Below are 22719 nucleotides of genomic sequence, written 5' to 3' on the forward strand. Positions count from 1 at the left end.
CGGGAGGCACGGCGCACTCGGCGCCGTACGCCGTGCGTCTGACGCTTCCACTGTTTCATCTGTGGCCCCTCGCTTCGACTCGAACCGGCACCCACCGGCCAGTATAACTTCTGCCCACCACGTCAGACGCTTCCACTGTTTCGGGTGGAGCCCCTCTCTTCGGGTGGACACGGGGCGGTGACACACCACACGCCGGGTTCATTGTCCGCGGGTCCGCCGTCACCGGTAGATGCGCCTGGCTGTCCTCGCGGACGTGCACGCCAATCTCCCCGCGCTGGAGGCAGTCCTCGCCGACCTCCCGACGGTCGACGCACTGGTCTGTGCGGGCGACGTCGTCGGGTACGGCCCACATCCGGCCGAGTGCGTGGCGGCGCTCCGCGAGTGGGAGGGGGACGTGCTGGCGGTGCAGGGGAACCACGACCGCGCCGTCGCTGTCGGCGCCGACATCGGTGACGGGATGGCGGGGGCCGGAATCCGGCACGCCCGGGCGGAACTCGACGAGGACGCGCTCGCGTGGCTCGACGCACTGCCCGCGGTCCGCACGGCGTTCGACGGCCGCCTCCGGGTCGCGCACGGCCACCCCGAGGACCCGGACCGCTACGTCTACCCGTCGCTGTTCGACGAGTCACTGCTCGACGACGAGCGCGTGCTGGTGCTGGGCCACACCCACGTCCAGGCGCGTCGGGCGTTCGAGCGGTCCGGCTGGGGTGGGCCCGAGCGACGGCTCGTCCTGAATCCGGGGAGCGTCGGCCAGCCCCGGGACGGCGTCCGCGCGAGTAGCGCGAGCGCGGGCTCGTCGGAGCGGCGCTCCGACGGCGACCCCGATGCGGCGTACGCCACGCTGGGGCTCGACGGCAGCCCCGAGGCGACGCTCCACCGGGTGGCGTACGACGTGGAGCGGACGGTCCGGGCCGTGCGTGAGGCGGGGCTCCCCGCGGCCGCGGGCGAGCGGCTCCGGAAAGGTGCCTGAGCGCGCACCCGATGGACGTATGTCGACTCCAGCCGTAGTGTCTGGCAGTGATGCCCGAGGAGGCGGGGCCATCTGATGACAAAGGGGCGGCCGACGCGAACCGCGAGCGGGTGCTGGCGTCGCTGCTGGACGCGACCCGTGAGCTGATGATCGCGGGGGACGCCGAGGCCATCTGCCAGGTGGCTGTCGACGCCGCGAACGACCGGCTCGGCTACGAACTCGTCGGCGCCCACCTCCACCCGGGTGCCCCGCTGTCGGAACGGGCGGCCGCGGACGACGCCCCGGTGGGGCTGGAGTCGGTGGCGTGGACGGACGCACTGGTCGACATCATCGGCCAGTCCCCACCACCGACCATCGAGCCGGGGGTCGGGGTCGCGTGGGAGAGCTTCGAGGAGGGGACGCTCCGGGTCTACGACGACCTCCGGACGGCCGACGCCGAGCTGATGGACCCGGACACGGCGTTCCGGAGCGAACTGCACGTCCCGCTGGGGCGCCACGGACTCCTCATCATCGGGTCGGCCGAGGTCGACGAGTTCGACGCCGAGGACATCTACTTCGCGCGCATCCTCGCGGCCAACACCACCGCGGCGCTCGACAACCTCGCCTCCCGCCGAGCGGTCGAGAGGCGCGAGCAGGAACTGGCCCGACAGAACCGCCGGCTCGAGGAGTTCGCGGGCGTCATCAGTCACGACCTCCGGAACCCGCTGGCCATCGCACAGGCCAGCCTCCAGATGGCGCTCGAGGACGACGGCATGGACGAACTGGAGCGGACACGTGACGCGCTCGACCGGATGGAGTCGCTGGTCGACGGCCTGCTCACGCTCGCCCGTGAGGGCCGGGGCGTGGGCGACATCTCGGCCGTGGACATCGTCACCATCGCCGAGCGGGCCTGGACGACCGTCGATACCGGCGACGCGCGCCTCGAGACCGAGCCGGTGCCCGAACTCCAGGCCGACCCCGACCGGCTCCAGCAACTGCTGGAGAACCTCTTCCGGAACAGTGTGGAACACGGCGCCGACGCCACGGCCGCGCTGACCGTCACCGTCGGCCCGCTCACGGCCGGCGCGGGTTTCTACGTGGCCGACGACGGCAGCGGCATCCCCGACGCCGAACGCGAGTCGGTCTTCGAGCACGGCGTCTCGACGGCCGGCGGTACCGGCCTCGGCCTCACCATCGTTCGTACCATCGCGGAAGCCCACGGCTGGACGGTCGCGGCGACGGAGAGCGATGCGGGTGGGGCCCGGTTCGAGTTCCGCATCGGCGAGAGCTGATGGCCCCGCACTCGAACGCGCGGGGCGGCCGGCTTACGACTTGAACTTGCTCTGGATGATCTCCAGCGTCTCCTCGCGGTCCTCCCAGTCGACGAAGGCGGCCACGGACGTGGCCGACGTGACGAGGTCGTGGACGGTGATGTGTGCGTCGTGGAGCGGGTCCACGATGTCGTGGAGGATGCCGGACTCGGCCGGCAGCTCGCCGCCCGTCACGCGGACGACGGCGATGTCGTCCTCGACGGTGACCGACGAGAGGATGTCGTCCTCGACCACGGCGTCGTGGAGGACCGTCTCGGCCTCCTCAGCCCGGTCGTCGTCGACGTAGAACGTGACCGAGTCCATCCCGCTGGCGACACAGTCGATGTTGATGCCGGCCTCGCCGAGCGCGTTGGCGAGCTCCGCGAGGACGCCGGGCGAGTTCCGGATGGCCCGGCCCGCCACGGTGATACAGGAGAGCCGCCCCTCCCGGAGGTCGATGAGGTTCTGGAACTGCCCCTCGATGCTCGTCCCGCCGGTGAGCAGGTCACCGTGCTGGTAGTGGACGACCCGGACGTCCATCTTGCCGGTCTTGTACGAGAGCGCGGACGGCGCCACCACCTCCGCACCACGGAACGAGAGGTTCCGGAGTTCGTCGACGGAGATCTCCCCGACGTTGCGGGCACCCTCGACGACGCGGGGGTCGCCCGTCATGACGCCCTCGACGTCGGTCACGATGACGACCTCGTCGGCGTCCATGTAGTTGCCCAGCATGACGGCGGTCGTGTCGGAGCCGCCGCGGCCGAGCGTCGTGACGTTGCCGTCGTGGTCCTGGGCGAGGAAGCCGGTGATGACGGGGACGACCCCGTCCATGCGGTCGGCGAGCTTCTTCGCGCGGCGCTGGGTCTCCTCGACGTCGACCTCGCCGTGGGCGTCCGTGATGACGGGCCAGTCGTCCCGGCCGGGTTCGAGGAACTCGGCGTCGACGCCGCGCGCGCCGAGCGCGGCCTTCAGCATCCGGACGGAGGTGCGCTCGCCCATGCTGACGATCTCGGCCTCGTCGCTGTCGTCGGCCTCGAAGGTGATGGCGTCGAGCAGGAAGTCCGTCGTGGACCCCATCGCGCTCGCGACGACGGCGACTTCGTGGCCGGCCTCGACGGCGGCGGCGATGGAGTCGGCGGCCCGGTTGACACGGTCCCCGTTCCCGAGGCTGGTCCCGCCGAACTTGGCGACGACGCGCATCAGTCCGCTCGCCCCCCTGCAGCCGATGGTACGTGGTGCTGCGTCTCGTCGTGCATACCCCGCGCTATCTCCGCGCCGGGGATAACCCTGTCCCTGAACCGAAGCCTTGCCGAGGTCGGCATCGCCGGGCGGCGAGTGGACGGGGGACCGCCGGCGCCGAGAACAGGTGGCCCGTCAGTCGTCGCGGGCCTCGGCACCGGGCTTGGGCTCGTCCGGCGGCGCCGACTCCGGCCCGACCGGCGCCGGCGTCTCCCCCTTTCGGTGGTCGCCGTTCCCGTCCTCGGCATCGAGCGCAGCGTCGCCGTTCTCGCGCGCGGCCGCGGCCCGCCGGCGACGCGTCTTCTCCTGTTCCTCCTCCGGGTCGAACGTCACCATCCCCAGCCCGCTGGTGTACTCGTAGGCGTGCCACTCCGGAATCACGAGGACACCGTTCAGCTTCCGGATGCGGGCCTGCTTGATGAGCGTGTCCGGGATGATCTCCTCGTTGAGCCGCATCTCGACGATGCCGTCGACGACGTAGCCCAGGTCGTGGGGGAAGCCGTCGTGGCCACCCGCGATGGTCGCGCCGGCGAAGATGGGGACGAACCGGCCCTTCGAGACATCCGCGCGGAGGTCCTTCACGAAGTCGTACGCCTGCACCGGCTGGACGAGCGTCCCCAGCTCGGTCAGCGAGTCGATGAGGACGAGTCCCTCGTCGACCATGTCCCGTGCCTCGAGCGCGTTGTCGACCTTGTTGCGGACCTCGCCGAGGTCGGTGGGGTCGCGGATGGTCGTGGTGGCGTCGGTCGCCACGTCGTAGAGATGGGCGTTCCACTCGTCCATCCGGTCGAACATCCGGTCGCGGTCCGAGAGCCGGTAGGTGAAGCAGTCGACGATGTGCAGCTGCCCGGATTCGAGGAAGGGGAGGACGTTCCACTCCAGCGTGAGGAACTGCTGGACGACGCTCCCCGGCGGTTCCTTGAACGAGACGACGACGGCGGGCTCGCCGCGCTGGAGCGCCCGCCAGACGAGTTCGGCGTGGACCGCGCGGTCGCGGCTGCCGGCCTCGCCGGCCAGCAGGACGAACGCGTTCCGGGGGAACCCCTGGGGGAGCGAACTGTCGAACGCCGCCACGCCCGAGCGGACGCGGCGGTGACCACCGCCGGCAGCGGGGTCGAACTCGACCCGTTCGAGTGCGTCCCGGCACGCCGCCGAACAGCAGCGATACGTCTCGCCGTCGTGGTTCACCTCGACCCCGTCGGTCGGGATGGGGAGTTCACAGAACGCGCACCGCTCTCCCGCGTGCGGGTGGCCGGGCTCGGCCTCGCCGTCGTCGCGAGGCGCTTCCGGGTCCGGACCACCGGCCGCATCGTCCTCGGCGGTCGACCGGCGCTCGTCGGTCATGTCCACTGTTTGGGGTTCCAGCGTAGAAGGGGGTTGCGGTCCCGACGTTCCGAGCCGGTTCCCAACCGGTTCGGGTGCCCTCGGGCGATTATCCGAATTGGCCATATATCTATCATCTATGCGATTGGTTCGCCCGCTGGCGGTTCGGTCCGCACCGTCGCGTGCCACCCGTCCCCACCGGACCGAGGCCTTTAACCGCGAACCGGGCACACCTCACGGTAATGCCCAGCGGGAGCTACGACCCCGACGCGGTCGAACCGGCCTGGCAGGACCGGTGGGTCGAGACCGACACCTACGCCTACGAGTCGGTCGACGACCCGGACCTGTCGTTCAGTATCGACACGCCGCCGCCGACCGTCTCCGGCGACCTGCACTGGGGCCACGTCTACGGCGCCACCCTGCAGGACTTCGTCGCCCGGTTCCAGCGGATGGCCAACGGGGAGGTGTTCTTCCCCTTCGGCTACGACGACAACGGCATCGCCTCGGAACGGCTGACCGAGGACGAGCTCGGCATCGAGCACTCGAACTTCGAGCGCCGGGAGTTCCAGCGCAAGTGTCGCGAGGTCTGTGCCGAGTACGAGGCCGACTTCACGGAGAAGATGCAGGCGCTCGGCGTCTCCATCGACTGGGGCCACACCTACCAGACCATCGAGCCCCGCGTCCAGCGCATCTCCCAGCGGTCGTTCATCGACCTCTACGAGCAGGGACGGGAGTACCGCCGCCGCGCCCCGACCATCTGGTGTCCGGACTGTGCGACCGCCATCTCGCAGGTCGAGACCGAGGACGACGAGCGCGGGAGCCACTTCCACGACATCGAGTTCGACGTGGTCGACTCCGACGAGGCGTTCACCATCTCCACCACCCGGCCGGAACTCCTGCCCGCCTGCGTCTCCGTCTTCGTCCACCCGGACGACGACGAGAACGAACACCTCGTCGGTGAGGAAGCCCGTATCCCCCTCTTCGGTCAGGAGGTCCCCATCATCGAGGACGAGCGCGTCGACATGGAGACCGGCAGCGGCGTCGTGATGTGCTGTACCTTCGGTGACCAGACGGACATCGAGTGGTACCAGGCCCACGACCTCCCGCTCCGCATCGCCATCGACGAGACCGGCACGATGACCGAGCAGGCCGGCGACTATCAGGGGATGGACAGCGACGAGGCCCGCGAGGCCATCGTCGCGGACCTCGACGAGACGGGCGCGCTGCTGGACAAGCGCGCCATCACCCACAGCGTCAACGTCCACGAGCGGTGTGACACGCCCGTCGAGTTCCTCGTCACCGAGCAGTGGTACGTCGAGATACTCGACAAGAAGGAGGAGTACCTCCAGGCCGGCCGCGAGATGGACTGGTACCCGGAGAAGATGTTCACCCGGTACAAACACTGGATCGAGGGGCTCGAATGGGACTGGTGTATCTCGCGCCAGCGCTCCTCGGGTATCCCGTTCCCGGTCTGGTACTGCGAATCCTGCGACGAGGCGGTCGTCGCCGACCGGGCCGACCTCCCGGTCGACCCGCTCTCGGACGAGCCACCGGTCGACGCGTGCCCGGAGTGTGGGCACGACGAATTCGAGCCCGAGGACGACGTGTTCGACACCTGGGCCACCTCGTCGCTGACGCCGCTCATCAACGCCGGCTGGGCCGAGGGTGACGACGACCCCGCCTCGGACGCGATGGCCCGGCCCGAGCTCTACCCGATGGACATGCGGCCCCAGGGCCACGACATCATCTCGTTCTGGTTGTTCCACACGGTCGTCAAGTGCTACGAGCACACCGGCGAGCCGCCGTTCGAGTCGGTGATGATCAACGGGATGGTGCTGGACGAGAACCGCAAGAAGATGTCCAAATCCGTCGGCAACATCGTCGCGCCCGACGAGGTCCTCGAGAAGTACCCGGTCGACGCGGCGCGCTACTGGGCCGCCGGCTCCAGTGTCGGCGACGACCTGCCGTACAAGGAGAAGGGCATCGTCTCGGGCGAGCGCCTGCTCCAGAAGCTCTGGAACGCCTCCAAACTCGTCGACGAACTCGCGCCCGCCGACGAGGTGCCCGACGAGCAGCCCGAGCTGGCGGCGCTCGACGAGTGGCTGCTCGCCCGGCTGGACGAGGAGGCCGCGCGCGCGGCCGAACACCTCGAATCCCGTGCGTTCTCGAAGTACCGGGACTCCCTGCGGTCGTTCTTCTGGCACACGTTCTGTGACGACTACCTCGAGATCGCGAAGGGGCGCATCCGCGAGACCGACGACCCCGGCGCCCGCTACACCCTCCGGACCGCCCACGAGCGCTTCCTGAAGCTGTTCGCGCCCGTCCTCTCGCACGTCACCGAGGAACTGTGGCACGACATGTACGTCGACGCCGACTCCGTGGGCGCCACGAGCGAGGACGCCACCGCCGCGGACGGGGGGGCGACGGTGAACAGCATCCACCGGACCGACTGGCCCGAACCGCTCGGCCTCGACGCCGATATCGAGGGCGGCGAGCGCGCCCTGGAGGTCGTCTCGGCGCTCCGGAAGTACAAGTCCGAGCGCGACCTCGCGCTGAACACGGAACTCGACCACGTCGAGGTGTACGGCGACGTGGCCGACTACGTCGACGACATCGCCCGCGCGATGCACGTCGAGACCCTCGACCTGCTGGACGAGGCCCCCGAAGTCGAGACGGTCGTGACGGGTATCGACCTCGACTACTCGGTCGTCGGCCCGGAGTTCGGCGGCGACGTGCCCGACATCGAGGCCGCCATCGAGAGCGGCGAGTACGTCCTCGAGGGCGAGGGCGACGACGCGACGCTCATCGCCGGCGAGCACGAACTCACCGCCGACATGTTCGACGTGGAGGAGGAGCGCCGTTACGACGGCAAGGGTGACCTGCTGGAGACCGACGGCGCCGTGGTCATCGTGGGATAGGACTGTACTCCCACATGAACCTCGATAGATCGCGATAGAACCTCCCGGGCGTAGTCATCACGGATGGGCGGTAGCACTAATAGCACCTGTGGAGAAATGCTACCGCATAGCATGAACCTCTTCGGCACAGAGTTCACCACCGAAACATCCGAGCAGCGGGCAGACAGTGGGGGTGAAGCGCCCCCGGAATCGATTCCCATCCAAACGATACGGGGAGGCGATGCGTCCGATGTCGTCTCGGAAGGCCTGCTACGAACGACGGTCGCCGAGCACGGAGACCCGGCGAAGAACGTCCCAGAGACGGTCCGAAGGGTTCGGGGCGAGTTTGCGTCGCTCCAACGCGTACTCGAAACACGAATCGCCCGCTATGATGCGGCGTTGGAGGTGGTATTCGAGGACACCGAACTCATCATCTATCGACTGGAGACGGAGCGTGACTTCGAGAACATCCTGGATTTCTGTGAGATCGAGACCGCTCTACACCGACGAGTTATCGTGGCGCTGATGCGGGCGATCGCTACCGACAGAACGGACACCAGCCCGGAGTACCCGCTCGTCGTGCGCAAGCCAACGGCGTTCCGGGCTGGCGAACGTCATGCCCGGGCTCGTCTCACTCGACCGGATCGCACCAACTGATTCTGCTGCAAATCCCCTCCGAGTGCGCTCTGTATCTCGTGTACACGCGGCTGCGGGGTCAGTCGTCCACACTCATCGGTTCCGGTGACCGGCTCCGTGAGGCGCCGGTTCCGCCCCGGACCTCGTCGGGTCCGTACCGGCGGGTCCACAGCACCAGCAGTGCGGGCAGCACCACGACCGCCCCGATGAACGAGTAGGCGATGGTGAGTGCCGTGATGATGCCGAACTGCTGGAGCGGGACGAGGATGGCGAACGCGAGCACGCCGACGCCGGCGATGTCGGTGATGGCCGAGCCCAGCATCGCGCCACCCGAGCCGAGCACGGCAGTTTCGAGCGCGGCGCCCATGTCGCCCTGAGCGTGGAGTTCCTGCATGTACCGCTCGGAGAGGTGGATGGCGTAGTCCACTCCGATACCGATGGTGAACGAGGTGATGAGCGCCGTCATCACGTTGAACGGGATGTCCAGGACGAACATCGTCCCGAGGATCCACGCGAGGGCGAAGGTGATGGGTAACAGCGTGACGACACCGAGCGAGGGGTAGCCCTCGGTCCGGCGGTAGACCAGCATCAGGATGACCAGCACGATGCTCAGCGTGAGGAGGAGGCCCGTGTTGACCGTCGAGAGGAGCTGCGCGGCGACGGCCTGGTTCTTGATGGGCTGGCCGGTCGGGACCGTCCGGAGGCCGTTCCCCTGCACCGGCGCCGAGGCGTTGCGCACGCGCTCGGTGATGGTGGACTCGGAGTAGGTCCCGTTGACGGGAATCTTCACCCGGAGCGCGACGTACTCGCCGTCCTCGCGCGCGACCATCGTCGGCGCGGCCTCCGGGGCGACCCGGTAGAGCGTGTCGTAGACCGCCTCGATGTTCCGGTCCGGGATGCCGTCGCCGTCGGTGTCGGCCTGCTGCTTGACCCGGGCGAACGTCTCGTTCCGGCTGGCGACCGTGTTCATCAGGCGGACGGGGGTCTGGGTCGCGTACGTCTCGTCCGGCAGCTGGAGGACGACGCCGGTGTCGTTGACGCGGTCGCCGGCCCGCTGGGCCCGGTCGAGGGCCGCGTCCTGTGTCACATCACCCCTGATGACGTACTGGGTGAACGTCCCGTCGTAGATGAACCCCTCCTCCTCGACGTAGTCGAGGTTCTCCTGTGCGGTGTAGTTCGCGGGCTGGAAGGCGGGCGGGAGGTCGTCGGCCCAGCCGGGCACGTCGCCGTCGTCGACGAGCAGGTCATCCTGTTCGAACTGGTTGGAGACCTGCGTGGCGCCAGCGATGCCCGCGAACGTCGCCAGCAGGGCGACGCCGACGACGAGCCACGGCGTCCGGTGGGCGAACGTGACGATGGTCCCCAGCAGCGACTCGAAGCGACCCTGCGTCCCGAACGCGGCCTTGCGTCGGTCGTGGCCGCGTGCCTCCAGGAACCGGTCGACCTCGACCTTCAGCGCGGGGATGAACGCGCCGAAGACGACCAGCGCCGCGACGATGCCGACCGCGCTCACGACGCCGAACTCGCGGATGGGACCGACGCCGCTCGTCAGGTTGGCGAGGAAGCCCGTCGCGGTCGTCAGCGTCACCAGCGCCAGCGCCGTCCCGACACCGGCCAGCCCGACCGTCATCGTGTCCGTGATGTCGTCGAACGGCCCGCCGGTGGCACCCGAGCGGCCGCCGGGCGGGTCCGGGTCACGACCGCCACCGGACGCGGTCCGGTCGGGCTCACGCGTGCTTCCCGGTCCAGCCGGGGGCTCGGCCGTACGGTCCGACTCGCCTGGAGTCGGCGTGGCGTCCGGGGTGTCGCCGTCGTCCGCAGCGCCGTCCGGTCCCGCGGCCGGGTCGTCGGGCGCATCAGACGTGTCGGCCCCGTCCTCCGGCTCCCCGTCCGACCCCTCCTCTGGGTCACTGAACGCGTCGTCGCCGAAGACGAAACCGCCCTCCTCGTCTTCGGTGTCGGCCGCCTCGTCGTCCGTCTCGGCGGTATCGGCCGCCTCGTCGTCCTCCGGGCGGCCCCCATCGGTCCGAGCGGTATCGCGCGTACCACCGTCGGCGGCCGCGCCGCGGGACCGGGGCGCCGAGCGCCGGTCGGACTCGCCGCCCGTGTCGGGCGGGCGCTCCTCGCGGTGGCGCATGAACACGTGGATGGCGTAGTCCACGGAGAGGCCCATCAGCAGGACCGGGACGGCGACGAACAGCTGGTTGAACGTGATGTCCATCCAGCCCATGAAGCCGAAGGTCCAGACCTGGACCATCCCGACACCGAGCAGCCCGAGTCCGGCATCCACGAGGTCACGGTAGGCGAACAGCAACATGAACACCATCAGCAGGAGCGCGAGCGGCCCGACGATGGTGAGGCTGTCGAGCGACGACTGCCGCAACTCGGCGTTGATGATACCGTTCCCGATGATGAGCGCGTCCCGCTCGGGGTCCGAGAGCTCGTCGGCGGCGATGCGCTGTGCCGTGAGCTGTGCGGTGGTCAGGTTCTTCGGGTCGGTATCCTCGTCGTGCGAGAGGACGATACCGGTCGCGGGCGCGGTCTTGCCGTTGCCCTCGTAGCTGAGCGGGACGAACGCGAAACCGCCCCCGTCCGGCCAGGTGTGCTCGGGGTCGGACAGCACCTCGCCGATGGCGTAGGTGGTGTAGAGGCGACGCTGGTACTCCGAGATGTTCCGGAGGGCCGCCTTCTGCTCGGAGAGGGGCGGCCGGGGCTCGATATCCATCTCGTCGACCGAGACACCCTGCTGTTCCCGGATGGCGATGATGGCCACGGCGTTGGCCATGGAGATGGGCCGTTGCTCGGCAACCAGGGTCCGGTTGACGGTCTCGTTGGCCAGCAGCCGCTCCTGGATGCGCAACACCGTGAGGTACCCCTCCTCGGTGAGGACGTTGCGCTCGGTTGCGCCGGCGGACTCGTTGGTGTTGCGAACGACGAGCAACGACTGCTCGACGCCGGCGACGGAGCCGGACATCTCCCGTTCGACGTAGCTGTCGGCGGCGGCGGGTTCGGTACCGCCGCGGAACTGTTCGAGCGAGGTCGAGAGTTCGACCGACGGTGCCGCCGCGCCGAGCAGGAGCGTCGCGACGAGGATGGCGACGAGTGTGAGCCGACGACGTTCGTCGACGAGGAGCCGCGCCACCTCTCGGGGGCTCTTCACGTGAACCACCTCGGGCAAGTGGGGAGGGCAGACGGCAGCGAGGACCGACGAGTGTGCACGTTCACCACATCACTCCGCGGCCCCCGACTTAGGCGCTTCGCCACCAGAAGACGGGCTTACATGACAGCCCGGCGTCGGCATCCCCGAACGCCGGTGCCGGAGGGCACGGCGGGCGCCGGGTCCGCGAACGTTTTAGTCGGGTGCCGCGCAAGGCGGGGCATGGCAGTCGAGTACGAGCCGGTGAGCGTCAAGGAGGTGCTGGCGGAGATGAAAGACACCGCCGAACTGCTCATCGACCTCTCGTACTCGGCGGTGCTGCTCGGTAGCACCGAGGTCGCCCACGAGGTGCTGGAACTCGAGGAACGGATGGACGTCCTCCAGATGCAGGCCCGGATGAGCCTGCTGATGGCCGCGCGGAATCCCGAGGACGCCGAAGCGCTCGCGCCCGTTCTCGGCGTTGTCGGCGCCGCCGAGAAGATCAGCGACGCCGCCGGCGACATCGCGAAGGTCGTCGTCGAGGAGGTCGGCCTGCCCGACTCGATGCGGACGGCGCTGCCGGAGGCGGTCGAGGCGCTCGTCCCGGTCGGGGTGGCGGCCGACTCCCCGCTCGCGGACACGACGCTCGGCGAGGCCAACCTCGAGACCGAGACCGGTGTCCGGGTCATCGCCATCCGACGCGAGGGGGACTGGCTGCTCAACCCGGCCCACGACACCCGTATCCTGGCCGGCGACGTGGCGCTCCTTCGGGGTGCCGTCGAGGGGATCGCCGAGGTCCACGAGCAACTCTGTGGCCAGCCCTACGAGCCACCGACCCCCGACGAGCCGGCCATCGCCGACCTCGAACGGGCGCTCGACTCCATCGTCCTGATGAAGGACATGAGCGAACTCGCCGTCGACCTCGCGTACGGTGCTATCCTGTACGACAGCGAGGCGCTCGCCGAGGAGGTGCTCGAACTCGAGGCGGAGGTCGACGCGCTGCAGTCCCGGTTCGAGGCCTGGATCCTCCGGGCCGCCGCGAGCGTCGACGACCCCGTCTCGCTCCGGGGGCTGGTCCACCTGGCCACCGCGACGGAGGTCATCTCCGACGCCGCCGTCGAGATCAGCGAGGGCGTCCTCCGGGGGCTGGGCACCCACCCGGTCATCACCGAGGCGGTGTGGGAGTCCGACGAGGTCATCGTCCGCTACACGGTCTCGCCGGGCAGCCCGCTCGACGGGGCGACGCTGGGCGACGCGGAGGTCTCGACGGAGACCGGGATGCGCGTCATCGCTGTCCGGCGGGGACACCCCTCCGAGTCCGCCACCACGGGCGAGTCGGACTGGGTGGTCTCGCCCGGGCCGGAGACGCGGCTCCGGGCGAACGACCGGTTCGTCGCGAAGGGGACCCGCTCGGGGGCCGGTCGACTCGGCGAACTGGCCGGCGACGAACCACCCGAGACGGGTTGACGCGGCCCGTCAGTCGAGTTCCCGCGCCCGGTGGAGCGCCGAGCGCAGCGTGAGTATCGCCGTCAGCAACAGCCCCATCCCGACCGCGAGGACGAACCCCAGCGTCGCCCACAGCGCCAGCGAGTACGGCCGGTCGGGGACGACGACGTAGACGTAGACGACGAACACGGTGAACAGGACGCCGAGCGTGAAGCCGATAGCGGCGTTCCGGCGGACGTTCAGCGCCGCGACGACGTTGGCGACGCCCGGCCGGTCGGGGACATCGGCGTCAGCGGCGTCGGCGTCAGCGGCATCGGCGTCGAGGTCGGGCACGCACACCGGTAGGGAACGCGCGTGCAAATCGGTTGGCATCGCGGCTGGGCGGGCCCGAAACCGGCAGGGCGGGCGGATACCGAACCTCCTAATAACGGGCCCGGGATGACTAGCGTCCATGACCAGCCTCGGGACGGCGAGTGCGGCCCCCGGCGAGAAGGACACGGGCCGGCTACCCGTCGGTGAGGCCCGCGACGGGTCGGAGGTGGGGCTCCCCGTCGCCGTCGTCAACGGGGCTCGGGACGGCCGGACGCTGTACGTGCAGGCCGTCAGCGACGGTGACGAACTCAACGGTCTGGGTGTTGTCCAGCGGCTCTACCCCCGAATCAACCCGAAGGAACTCTCGGGAACGCTCCTCATCGTCGGCATCGTCAACCACTACGGCTTCCAGATCGCCGAGCACCGCAACCCCATCGACGACACGAAACTGAACCGCGCCTATCCGGGCAACGCCAACGGCACGGCCAGCGAGCGTATCGCCGCCGCCACCTTCGACGCCGCGACGCGGGCGGACCTCGTGCTGGACCTCCATCAGGGGTCGACCAGCCGGATGATAAACGAGACCCGCGTCCGCTGTGGCCCGCGCCACCGCCTTCACCGGGATTGCCTCGAACTCGCGAAGGTGTTCGGCTGTGGCTACATCCTCGACCAGAAGGGCCCCGACGGTCAGCTCGCCCGGGCCGCCCCGGACGAGGGCATCCCCACCATCGACCCCGAGCTGGGGGGGTCGGTCGGCTGGGACGAGGAGTCCATCCGTCTGGGCCTGCAGGGCGTGATGAACGTGCTGACCTACTACGACTTCCTCGACGGCACCCACGACCCCGATGCCCAGACCCGCGCGACCGGCTTCGAGCAGTACGGCGCCCCCGCGGGCGGGCTGGTCTCCTTCCACGCCGACCTCGGCGACACCGTCGAGCGCGGCGACACCCTGTTCGAGGTGACCGACCCGTTCGGCACGGTCAAGAGCGAGGTGACCGCCGACACCGCGGGCATCTTCTGGCGGACCCGACGGCTCCCGCAGATCGCGACCGGGGAGTACGTGTGCAGTGTCGGGACGGATATCGACCAATACTAACCCACTTTTTACTCGTCGGGTTCGGCGGCTTCGCCGCCGAACCGCTCCTCGCAAAAACTGGTTGAAAAAGGCTGCCGCTCTCCGCTCGCTTCGCTCGCTCCGAGCGGTGAAACGCCCTCGCTCCGCTCGGGCGTATGCAGGATACTGTCTCCGTGGCACCGGCACGGCCCTGTTGCCTGCTCCACCAGCACCACCCAACCACCGAAACGCCCACGCCGTCCCCGCGTGACCCGCCAGCATGAGCGACCTCCACTGTCCCGCGTGTGGAAACGAGTACGCCGACCGCTGGCGCTGCGAGTGTGGGGCGCCGCTGGATTACGAGCAGCCGCTGCCGGACGCCGACAGCCCGGCCGAGGCCGACCTCGACCTCTCGCGGGGGCTGTGGGCGTTCTCGGCGTTCCTGCCCGTCGGCGCGCACGTGACGCTGGGCGAGGGGCCGACGCCGCTGGTCGAGGCGCCGGAGTGGGACGCCGAGTTCAAGCTCGACTGGACGTTCCCCTCGGGGTCGTTCAAGGACCGCGGCGCGACGGCGGTGCTGTCGCGGGCCGCGGAGCTGGGCGTCGAACGGGTCGTGGAGGACTCCTCGGGCAATGCAGGCGCCGCCATCGCCACCTACGCGGCGCGGGCCGGTATCGACTGTGCGGTGTACGTCCCCGCAGACGTGAAGCCGGGGAAGGTGCGGGCCATCGAACGCGCCGGGGCAGCAGTCGAGCGAGTGGAGGGGTCGCGCGAGGCCGTGACCGAGGCCTGCATCGCGGCGGTGGAGGCGGGCGAGGGCTGGTACGCCAGCCATGCGTGGAACCCCTACTTCTTCGCCGGCACGGCGACGATGGCGTACGAACTCGCGTGGCAGCGCGGCTGGTCGGTGCCGGACGCGGTGGTGCTGCCGCTGGGCCACGGGACGATGTTCCTCGGCGCGTATCGGGGCTTCCGGGCGCTCCGGGACGCGGGGTGGACCGACTCGATGCCGCGGCTACTGGGCGCACAGGCCGCCGGGTACGCGCCCGTGGTCGAGGAACTGCACGGCGAGGCGGCCGCCGCGGGCGACAACAACGCCGCCGACGGTATCCAGATACGGGAACCGGTCCGGTTCGACGGGATACTCGGCGCGGTCGACGCCACCGGCGGGGACGCCATCGCGCTCGGGAGCGAGGCCGTCGAGCGGGAGCTCGACGCGCTCCACCGTGCGGGCTTCTACGTCGAGCCGACCTGTGCGGTCGCGCCCGCCGCACTGCGCGCGTACCGGGAGCGCGGAGTGGTAGACGCGGACGACGACGTGGTGGTCGGGCTGAGCGGGAGCGGGCTGAAAGGATGATTAGGAAATCACTCTCCATTCCCAGATGATATCTCCGAAGTAGTGGAATTAGCTCTCGTTTTTGGCGATAATAACGCCAGTTCGAACTATCCTCTGAACCGCCTGTCGATAGCAGCTCGGCAGTTGGGACAGCGCAGCTGTACCCCATCCGACCGCTCGACCCGTCGCCAGTCGCCGTCGATGGGAGCGCGGTGTGGACACTCGGGGCAGAACAGCGTCAGTTTGGGGAACGTCGAGTTGGAGGCCATCGTACGAATCCGTACGATTCCATCGCCCATAAGACACTAGTACTAGGAATAATACGAACTTAAGACAATCAATCAACCAATGACGACGCCATATAATCGTCATATGGGCAATTAGTTTCGGTTTCGGTTTCGGGTGGCCCGATACGACGGGAGGGGCCGGCTCCCGCGACCCGGCGCTCCGGGGTATTCAGGTCGCGGCCTCGATGGCCTGCCGGAGGTCGTCGATGATGCGGCCGGGGTCCTCGATGCCGACCGAGAGTCGGACGAGGTCGTCGGTGACGCCCGAGGACTCCTTCTCCTCGTCGGTTAACTGCTGGTGGGTCGTGGAGGCGGGGTGGATGATGAGCGTCTTCGCGTCGCCGACGTTCGCGAGGAGGCTGGCGAGTTCGGTGGACTCGACGGTCGTGCGGGCGGCCTCGTAGCCGGCCTCCAGCCCGAAGGTGATCATGCCGCCGTAGCCCCTGTCGAGGTACTCGCTGGCGGTGTCGTGGGTCGGGTGCGATTCGAGGCCGGGGTAGTTGACCCACGCCACGTCCTCGTGCTGGTCGAGGAACTCGGCGACGGCCATCGCGTTCTCGCAGTGGCGCTCCATCCGCAGGGGGAGCGTCTCGATGCCCTGGATGGTCTGCCAGGCGTCGAACGGTGACTGCTGGTTGCCCAGGTCACGCAGGCCGCGAGCGATGGCGGCGTAGGTGAACGCCTGCTCGCCGAACGTCTCGGCGAAGTTGACGCCGTGGTACGCGGGGTTGTCCTTCGCGATCTCCGGGTAGTCGTCGGCGTACTCCTGCCACGGGAACGAGCCGCCGTCGACGACGACCCCGCCGATGGTGGTGCCCGAACCGTGGAGCCACTTCGTCGTGGAGTTCCAGACGAGGTCGGCGCCGTGTTCGAGCGGCCGGCAGAGCGCGGGCGTCGCGAACGTGTTGTCCACGAACAACGGCGTCCCGTGCTCGTGGGCGATGTCCGCGATACGCTGGATGTCGGGCGTGTCCAGCGCCGGGTTGCCGATCGTCTCGAGGTGGACGTACGCGGTATCCTCGTCGATGGCCTCGGCGTATGAGTCGTAGTCCAGCGTGTCGACGAAGCGTGTCGTGATGCCCCGACGCTCGACGGTGTGGGTGAGGTAGGTGTAGGTGCCACCGTACAGCGAGGAGGCCGAGACGATGTTGTCGCCGGCCTCGGCGAGCAGGAACGTCGTCAGGTCGAACGCGGCCATCCCGGAGGAGGTGACCGCGGCGCCGACGCCACCCTCCAGCGCCGCGAGGCGCTCCTGGAGCGTCTCCAGGGTGGGGTTCATCAGCCGGGAGTAGATGTAGCCAGGTTTCGAGAGCTCGAACTGCGCGGCGGCGTCCTCGGCATCCTCGAAGACGTACGAGGTGGTCTGGTACAGCGGCGGCGCCCGGGCACCCGTGGCGGGGTCGGGCTCCTGGCCGGCGTGAAGCGAGTCTGTCGCGAGGTGTCGGTCGTCGGAGGGTTCGTCACCCATAACCGGCCGCTCGGCGGGGAAGGTAATCAACCCACCTCCGAATGCCCGGTGAACGTTCGGCCGCTCGGTGGGGACGCCGTCGCCGTCACCGGGACCCGGACTACGCGGCCTTCGAGTCCGGCCGCCGGGGGGCACGCTGCTCCGCGATGGCGAAGGCGAGCGTGCTGAACAGCCCCAGCAGCGTTCCCCCCGCCAGCGCGGCCGCGAGGTACGCCAGGTCCGCGTACGGCAGCGCGAGGAAGAACGCGCTCACGCCGTGGAGGACGACCGCGATGGCGATGACGTAGAACGGGGCGTTGAGGTAGCGCCAGCGGAAGTCGCCGGCGATGTACTCGTCGGTGATGCGCCCGAGCGAGGCGATGACGCCGGCCGCGGCGAACCACTCGACAGCACCGTTGACCAGCGCCGCGAGCGTCTGCCCCGGCCCCAGCCGACCGCCGGCCGTCGCGCGGAGCGTCTCGACGAGGTCGACACCGGTGACCCCGCCGACGACCAGCAGCGCCGCCGCGACGACGTACGTGACCAGCGTCACACGACCGGTGAACAGGCTCGTCCGGGCGCGCTCGACCACGCGGTCGATGGTGCGCTCGACCGCGAGCCCGCGTGCGAGGATGTAGAGTCCGAGCAGCGCGGATACCACCCCCAGCGTCGAGCCGGGGAGCTTGAGCAGGTCGGCCAGCACCGCGACCGGATAGATGAGCAACAGGATGCCCAGCGGCACGAGGATGGTCCCGCGGGTCTCGGGGTCCGAGAGGACCTGTTTGAAGGTGTAGTACATCGACTCGAGGTCCTGGGCCTGCCGGACGACCACCCGGCGGACGCCGTCGATGGGGACCCGCGAGCGGATGACTGGGATGACGGACTCGTCCTGGGCGCCGTCGGTGACCACGAGCGCGCGGACGTCCTCGCCCGTCGCGAGGGAGGCGAGCACCGTGTCCACCTCGTCGCCGACCTCGCGGTTGGCGGCCACGTCGCCGCGTTCGTTGCCGGTGACGACGGCCACCTCGACGGTCTCGTCGGTGATACGGTCGTAGAGGTGACACCCCTCGAAGCAGACGTTCACGTCCGAGTCCTCGGGGTCGGCGGTCGCCAGGTCCACCGCTGCACGCTCGACACGCTCGCGGCCGATGACGGGCGTATCGTGGTCCGTCTTCCGGCCGAGATCGTCATCGAGGTCCACACACAGCACGAGCAGCACGGTCGCGGCTGCCTACGACGGGCCGGGTTAATTCGCTTGTGGGTGGCTGGCAGGTCAGGCCGACCCCGCCGCGTGCTCGACGCCCTCGAGTAACGTCCGCATGGTCCCCTCGCGGGGGCCGGCGGCCCGCGGGTGGGCCGCGACGGTGAGCACGAAGTCCTCGCCGGCCCGGACGGGCGTGCCGACGTAGAGGTAGATGGGGACGTCCGTCGAGACGACGGCGGTCGTCAGCAGGTCCGCCTCGGCGGTGTACCGGGTCACCCCCGTGGACTGCCCGAGGAGCGTTCCCGAGAGCTCGGCGTCCGTCGCGAGGTTCCGGAAGCCGCCGTAGTGTTGCTGGATGAGGTTCGCCAGTTCGTCGGTCGAGAGGTTGGCGACCGGGTTGAGTGTCCGGCCGAAAATGTCGACCGCCGGCGTCGTGAACGCGGCGAACACCGCGGCTCGCGCGTCGGTCGGGATGCCGAGCCCGTCGGTCAGGCCACCGCTGTCGAGGCCGACGCTGCGGTCGTACTCGGCCAGCAGGTTCGTCACCTCCACCGTCCGCCGGATCGGCCCCAGCGAGACCTGACGGCTGAACGGAATCGCGGTCACACCGGCCTCCTGATAGCCCGCCTCGGAACGTGCCTGTGCCGTGACGGTGGCGCTACCGGACTCGAACGACAGGTCACCCGCCAGGCCCGCACAGCCAGCGAGCCCGACGGTGGCGGCGGTCGCGCCGGCCGCGAGAACCGAACGACGGCTCCTCCCCGGCGACTCCTCGGTCATATCCGACGCCACGCCGTCGGCGGATATGGGCCTGTCGGCCGTGCATGTGGCTCGACAACACACGTTAGAGAGACATGAGGTCAGAGAGATAGGAAAGGAGATCGAGCCGCAGTGCCGGGCGCCGGGATGGGTCAGGCGGCGTCCATCCAGCCACACTCGCCACACGTCGCCAGGTCGCTGACGATGCCCGTCGCCCCACCGCAGAAGGGGCAGGTGGCCGCCGGGATGCCGGCGAGCGGGTCGCCGTCGCCGGAGGGTTCGGTGGCGGCCATCAGAGGCGGAACACCGGGTGGTCGAACGTGCTCTCCTCCGTGAACGCCGCGGAGGTCAGCGAGAACTCGCACTCGAAGCAGGTGTAGAGACCCTGCCCGTTGAGCACCGCTGCGCCACAGTCCGGACAGGTGTGCCCGGCCGGGAAGTCGGTCGTCGTCGTTTCGAGGTCGGAACCGTCGTCGGAGGTCTCGCGTACTGCCATCACCAGTGTCCATGCCAGCCACCCACTAAAGCGTTTCGTGAATGTCCACCAGAAGAGCTTGTACCACTACAAACACATTATATACTTCGCATCCATTCCGTTATCGTGTTCTAAATTGGACTCAATAGTTGATATTCGGATATAGGTATCCCGCATCTCCACAGGTGTGTAGTCCCCCCCGTGTAGCTCACCCTGGTTCGTGGCGGCATGCGGGCGCCACGCACGCCGGTGGACGAGACGCACGACTTTTCACGTCGCTCCGACAACAGTGGGCAGACACACATGATCTCCGAGGGGTGCGAACAGTGCGCGGAAGGCGGGAAGATGGTGCTGTTCGTCTACGGCTACTGTGACCAGCGCGACTGCTTCTACTGCCCCCTCGGTGAGAACCGGAAGAACGTGAACCAGGTGTACGCCAACGAGCGCCCCGTCGAGTCCGACGAGGACGTGCTGGAGGAGGCCCACCGGATGGACGCCCTGGGCACCTCCATCACGGGCGGCGAGCCCCAGGAGGCGATGGCGCGCACGACGCGGTACCTCTCGCTGCTGAAAGAGGAGTTCGGCGAGGACCACCACACGCACCTGTACACGGGCATCACGGGCGGGCGCGAGAACATGCGCCGCCTGAGCGAGGCAGGTCTCGACGAGATCCGCTTCCACCCGCCGTTCGAGCTGTGGGGTGACCTCCACGGGACCGAGTGGGAGGAGATCCTCTACATCGCCCGCGAGGAGGGACTCACACCCTCCTTCGAGATTCCGGGTATCCGCGCGGAGCCGGAGTTCCTCGAGTTCCTCGACGAGGGGGCCGCCGAGTTCTGCAACATCAACGAGTTCGAGATGTCCGACGGGAACTACCGCCGGATGCAGGAGGCGGGCTTCGAACTCAAGGACGGCCACATGAGCGCGGTCGAGGGGAGCCACGATATCCTCGAGGTGATGGGCGACCACGAGCGGGTCTACTTCTGCACGAGCGTCTTCAAGGACGCCGCCCAGCACCGCAACCGCCTCAAGCGGATGGCCCGGAACATCCGCCGCCCGTTCGACGAGATAACGGACGACGGCACGCTCGTCTACGGGAAGACGTGGCTCGACCCCGAGAAGCTGGAGGCGCTCGGGGTGCCCGACGAGTTCTACACCGTCAAATCCGACCACGTCGAGCTGGCGTGGTGGCTGCTGGAGGAGATGGTCGAGGAGGGCGACGTCTCCGAGGGGGAACTGGTCGAGCAGTACCCGACCTACGACGGGACCGTGGTGGAGCGCACGCCGCTGGCGTAGAGTCGAATCCGCCTCGACTGAATCACGTCCACACCAGAGTAGCGAGTGGCGATGCTCGGTGCGACACGAGGGACGGGCGGGACTGAAAGGGGCCGGGCGCTTTCGACAGGCCGGCAGTGGTGGCAGTAGCACCAGTACTCACCAGCCAACCAGCCCGGAGCGCACGACTAATCAGCCACAGTCACCAATCGACAGGTAATGCGAGAGTTCGAGCGGAAACAGCTCCTCGAACGGGTCGAGCGCGAGGGGGCCACGCTCGGTGCCGACATCCCCGACGAGATCGAGGTGCAGGGCGAGACCGTCGAACTGCACCAGTTCGTCTTCGAGATCAAGCGCCGGGACACCGTCCCGCCGGGCGAGCGCGAGCGGGTCGAGGAGGCGAAGAAGAACCTCCGGCGCGAGCGGCTCCAGCGCAAGCAGCGGCTGGAGGACGAGGCCGAGGCGGCCGACCTCACCTTCGCGGAGGGCGAGGAGCTCGTCGAGTCCATCATCGGCATCGACCGGGCGCTCGAAGCGTTGCAGTCGCTCGGCCCGACGAGCATCGAGCAGGAGGCCAAAGCGCAGGAGGCCGCCGACAAGAAGCGGTGGATGAAGTTCCTGAAGCAGGCGCTCGGGCGCGAGGACGATACCGGGAAGCGGGGCGGGTACTGACCCACCGCATCGTGGCACCGGACAGTACGCTGCCACCGGGTGGAGCGGCCCGAACCCGTCGGTCGGCGGTGCCCGACCGTGACGAGGAGTGGTCAGACATCGAACCGCCGGAAGCGGACGTAGCCGAACGCCAGCGGGAGAACTATCCAGACCGCCAGGATGGGGAACCCGACCCAGCCCTGGGCGTAGGCGGCGCTCGCCTCCGGGTAGAAGGTGATCTCGCGGTACGCCGGGATGACGGTCCGGGCCGCGTGCATGAACGCGGTCGAGGGGTTCAACATCCCGATGAAGCTGAACCAGTCAGGCAGGCCGGCCTCGGGGATGTCCTGCCCGTAGATCGCCAGCTGGAGGAGCAACAGCCCGATATCCCAGCCGATGATGAACAGGAAGTAGAGGCCACCAGCGCCGACGAACGCGCCGAGTCGCGAGCGCATCCCCGCGGAGAACCCCGTGGCGATGGCGACGTAGACGGCCCCGTAGACCAGCGTGAGGAGCGTGAACAGGGTGAAGACGGCGGTGTCGAACGACTCGTACGTCGCCAGGGCGATGCCGCCGGCCACGGCGTACCCGGCCAGCACCGCGACCGCGACGACGCTGGTCCGACCGAGGAACTTCCCGAGCACGACCTCCCGCCGGGAGTTGGGGAGGCCGAGCAGGAGGCGGATACTCCCGCTCTCGCGCTCGCCGACGATGGTGTCGTAGGCGACCATGAGGCCGAACAGCGGGACGAAGAACACCGCCGGCTGTCGCATGCTGTTCAGGAGGGCCAGCGTGGTCGCCGGGGCGGTGCTGCCGTCGTCTATGTACAGGGTCGGGAAGAACTGGAGGGCCGCGAGCAGGGCCGCGAAGAGGCCGAACAGCAGGACCGACACCAGCAGCGATTTGGACCTGACAGCGTCCTCGAAATCCTTCCGGAAGACGGCAGCGAGGCTCATATCCGCGGTTCGGTGACCTGCCCGTTC

Annotated in this window: 20 protein-coding genes; 9 read left to right on the top strand and 11 right to left on the bottom strand. The window is 68.9% G+C overall.

Features of this window, described 5'->3' with window-relative positions:
* Window positions 1–229 precede the first annotated feature (229 nt).
* Window positions 230–970 carry a metallophosphoesterase family protein gene (locus tag NL114_RS03960; RefSeq protein ID WP_254823499.1) on the top strand — a complete coding sequence of 247 codons (741 nt, stop codon included), beginning with the start codon at window positions 230–232 and terminating at the stop codon, window positions 968–970.
* 50 nt (window positions 971–1020) lie between these two features.
* Window positions 1021–2241, top strand: coding sequence for a sensor histidine kinase (locus tag NL114_RS03965; RefSeq protein ID WP_254823500.1), 1221 nt, complete (start codon window positions 1021–1023; stop codon window positions 2239–2241).
* Window positions 2242–2274: 33 nt separating this feature from the next.
* Here NL114_RS03965 and NL114_RS03970 read toward each other — a convergent pair whose 3' ends face one another.
* Complete coding sequence (locus NL114_RS03970; protein ID WP_254823501.1) at window positions 2275–3459, bottom strand: aspartate kinase; 1185 nt, start codon at window positions 3457–3459, stop codon at window positions 2275–2277.
* Window positions 3460–3633: 174 nt separating this feature from the next.
* The gene (locus tag NL114_RS03975; RefSeq protein ID WP_254823502.1) at window positions 3634–4842 is read right to left on the bottom strand and encodes an ATPase domain-containing protein; all 1209 of its coding nucleotides are present in this window, start codon (window positions 4840–4842) and stop codon (window positions 3634–3636) included.
* Between the two features lie 221 nt (window positions 4843–5063).
* Here NL114_RS03975 and NL114_RS03980 point away from each other — a divergent pair, with 221 nt between their 5' ends.
* Together NL114_RS03980 and NL114_RS03985 are read left to right on the top strand one after the other, a co-directional pair.
* Window positions 5064–7739, top strand: coding sequence for a valine--tRNA ligase (locus NL114_RS03980; protein ID WP_254823503.1), 2676 nt, complete (start codon window positions 5064–5066; stop codon window positions 7737–7739).
* Window positions 7740–7850: 111 nt separating this feature from the next.
* Window positions 7851–8375: a hypothetical protein gene (locus NL114_RS03985; protein ID WP_254823504.1), complete on the top strand. Its 525-nt coding sequence runs from the start codon at window positions 7851–7853 to the stop codon at window positions 8373–8375.
* Window positions 8376–8433: 58 nt separating this feature from the next.
* Here the strand turns inward: NL114_RS03985 and NL114_RS03990 are convergent, their stop codons facing one another.
* Window positions 8434–11514, bottom strand: coding sequence for an MMPL family transporter (locus NL114_RS03990; RefSeq protein ID WP_254823505.1), 3081 nt, complete (start codon window positions 11512–11514; stop codon window positions 8434–8436).
* A gap of 219 nt (window positions 11515–11733) precedes the next feature.
* Between NL114_RS03990 and NL114_RS03995 the strand changes: the two genes are divergently transcribed.
* Complete coding sequence (locus tag NL114_RS03995; RefSeq protein ID WP_254823506.1) at window positions 11734–12957, top strand: potassium channel family protein; 1224 nt, start codon at window positions 11734–11736, stop codon at window positions 12955–12957.
* 9 nt (window positions 12958–12966) lie between these two features.
* Here the strand turns inward: NL114_RS03995 and NL114_RS04000 are convergent, their stop codons facing one another.
* Window positions 12967–13269, bottom strand: a complete 303-nt coding sequence (locus tag NL114_RS04000; protein WP_254823507.1) for a DUF7536 family protein — start codon at window positions 13267–13269, stop codon at window positions 12967–12969.
* A 118-nt stretch (window positions 13270–13387) separates the two neighbouring features.
* Here NL114_RS04000 and NL114_RS04005 point away from each other — a divergent pair, with 118 nt between their 5' ends.
* Both NL114_RS04005 and NL114_RS04010 read left to right on the top strand, forming a co-directional pair.
* On the top strand, window positions 13388–14344 hold the full coding sequence (locus tag NL114_RS04005) for a succinylglutamate desuccinylase/aspartoacylase family protein (RefSeq protein ID WP_254823508.1): 957 nt from the start codon (window positions 13388–13390) through the stop codon (window positions 14342–14344).
* A gap of 238 nt (window positions 14345–14582) precedes the next feature.
* Window positions 14583–15659 carry a pyridoxal-phosphate dependent enzyme gene (locus NL114_RS04010; RefSeq protein WP_254823509.1) on the top strand — a complete coding sequence of 359 codons (1077 nt, stop codon included), beginning with the start codon at window positions 14583–14585 and terminating at the stop codon, window positions 15657–15659.
* Between the two features lie 86 nt (window positions 15660–15745).
* Here the strand turns inward: NL114_RS04010 and NL114_RS21860 are convergent, their stop codons facing one another.
* The 6 genes from NL114_RS21860 to NL114_RS04035 form a co-directional block, all read right to left on the bottom strand.
* On the bottom strand, window positions 15746–15937 hold the full coding sequence (locus tag NL114_RS21860) for a DUF8106 domain-containing protein (protein ID WP_491543636.1): 192 nt from the start codon (window positions 15935–15937) through the stop codon (window positions 15746–15748).
* A 157-nt stretch (window positions 15938–16094) separates the two neighbouring features.
* On the bottom strand, window positions 16095–17393 hold the full coding sequence (locus tag NL114_RS04015) for an O-acetylhomoserine aminocarboxypropyltransferase/cysteine synthase family protein (RefSeq protein ID WP_254823510.1): 1299 nt from the start codon (window positions 17391–17393) through the stop codon (window positions 16095–16097).
* 100 nt (window positions 17394–17493) lie between these two features.
* Window positions 17494–18591, bottom strand: coding sequence for a DUF373 family protein (locus NL114_RS04020; protein ID WP_254823511.1), 1098 nt, complete (start codon window positions 18589–18591; stop codon window positions 17494–17496).
* Window positions 18592–18645: 54 nt separating this feature from the next.
* Window positions 18646–19356, bottom strand: coding sequence for a DUF6517 family protein (locus NL114_RS04025; protein ID WP_254823512.1), 711 nt, complete (start codon window positions 19354–19356; stop codon window positions 18646–18648).
* 131 nt (window positions 19357–19487) lie between these two features.
* Window positions 19488–19628 (bottom strand): hypothetical protein, encoded by a 141-nt coding sequence (locus NL114_RS04030; RefSeq protein ID WP_254823513.1) that lies wholly within the window; start codon window positions 19626–19628, stop codon window positions 19488–19490.
* Window positions 19628–19831: a hypothetical protein gene (locus NL114_RS04035; protein WP_254823514.1), complete on the bottom strand. Its 204-nt coding sequence runs from the start codon at window positions 19829–19831 to the stop codon at window positions 19628–19630. The genes NL114_RS04030 and NL114_RS04035 overlap by 1 nt, the downstream gene beginning before the upstream one ends.
* A 282-nt stretch (window positions 19832–20113) precedes the next feature.
* Here NL114_RS04035 and NL114_RS04040 point away from each other — a divergent pair, with 282 nt between their 5' ends.
* Complete coding sequence (locus NL114_RS04040; protein ID WP_254823515.1) at window positions 20114–21106, top strand: radical SAM protein; 993 nt, start codon at window positions 20114–20116, stop codon at window positions 21104–21106.
* A gap of 198 nt (window positions 21107–21304) precedes the next feature.
* Window positions 21305–21757, top strand: a complete 453-nt coding sequence (locus NL114_RS04045) for a DUF5788 family protein (protein WP_254823516.1) — start codon at window positions 21305–21307, stop codon at window positions 21755–21757.
* Between the two features lie 92 nt (window positions 21758–21849).
* Here the strand turns inward: NL114_RS04045 and NL114_RS04050 are convergent, their stop codons facing one another.
* Window positions 21850–22692 carry an ABC transporter permease gene (locus NL114_RS04050; protein WP_254823517.1) on the bottom strand — a complete coding sequence of 281 codons (843 nt, stop codon included), beginning with the start codon at window positions 22690–22692 and terminating at the stop codon, window positions 21850–21852.
* Between the last annotated feature and the right edge of the window lie 27 nt (window positions 22693–22719).

The organism is Haloglomus halophilum (assembly GCF_024298885.1).
GTDB classification, from domain to species: Archaea; Halobacteriota; Halobacteria; order Halobacteriales; family Haloarculaceae; genus Haloglomus; species Haloglomus halophilum.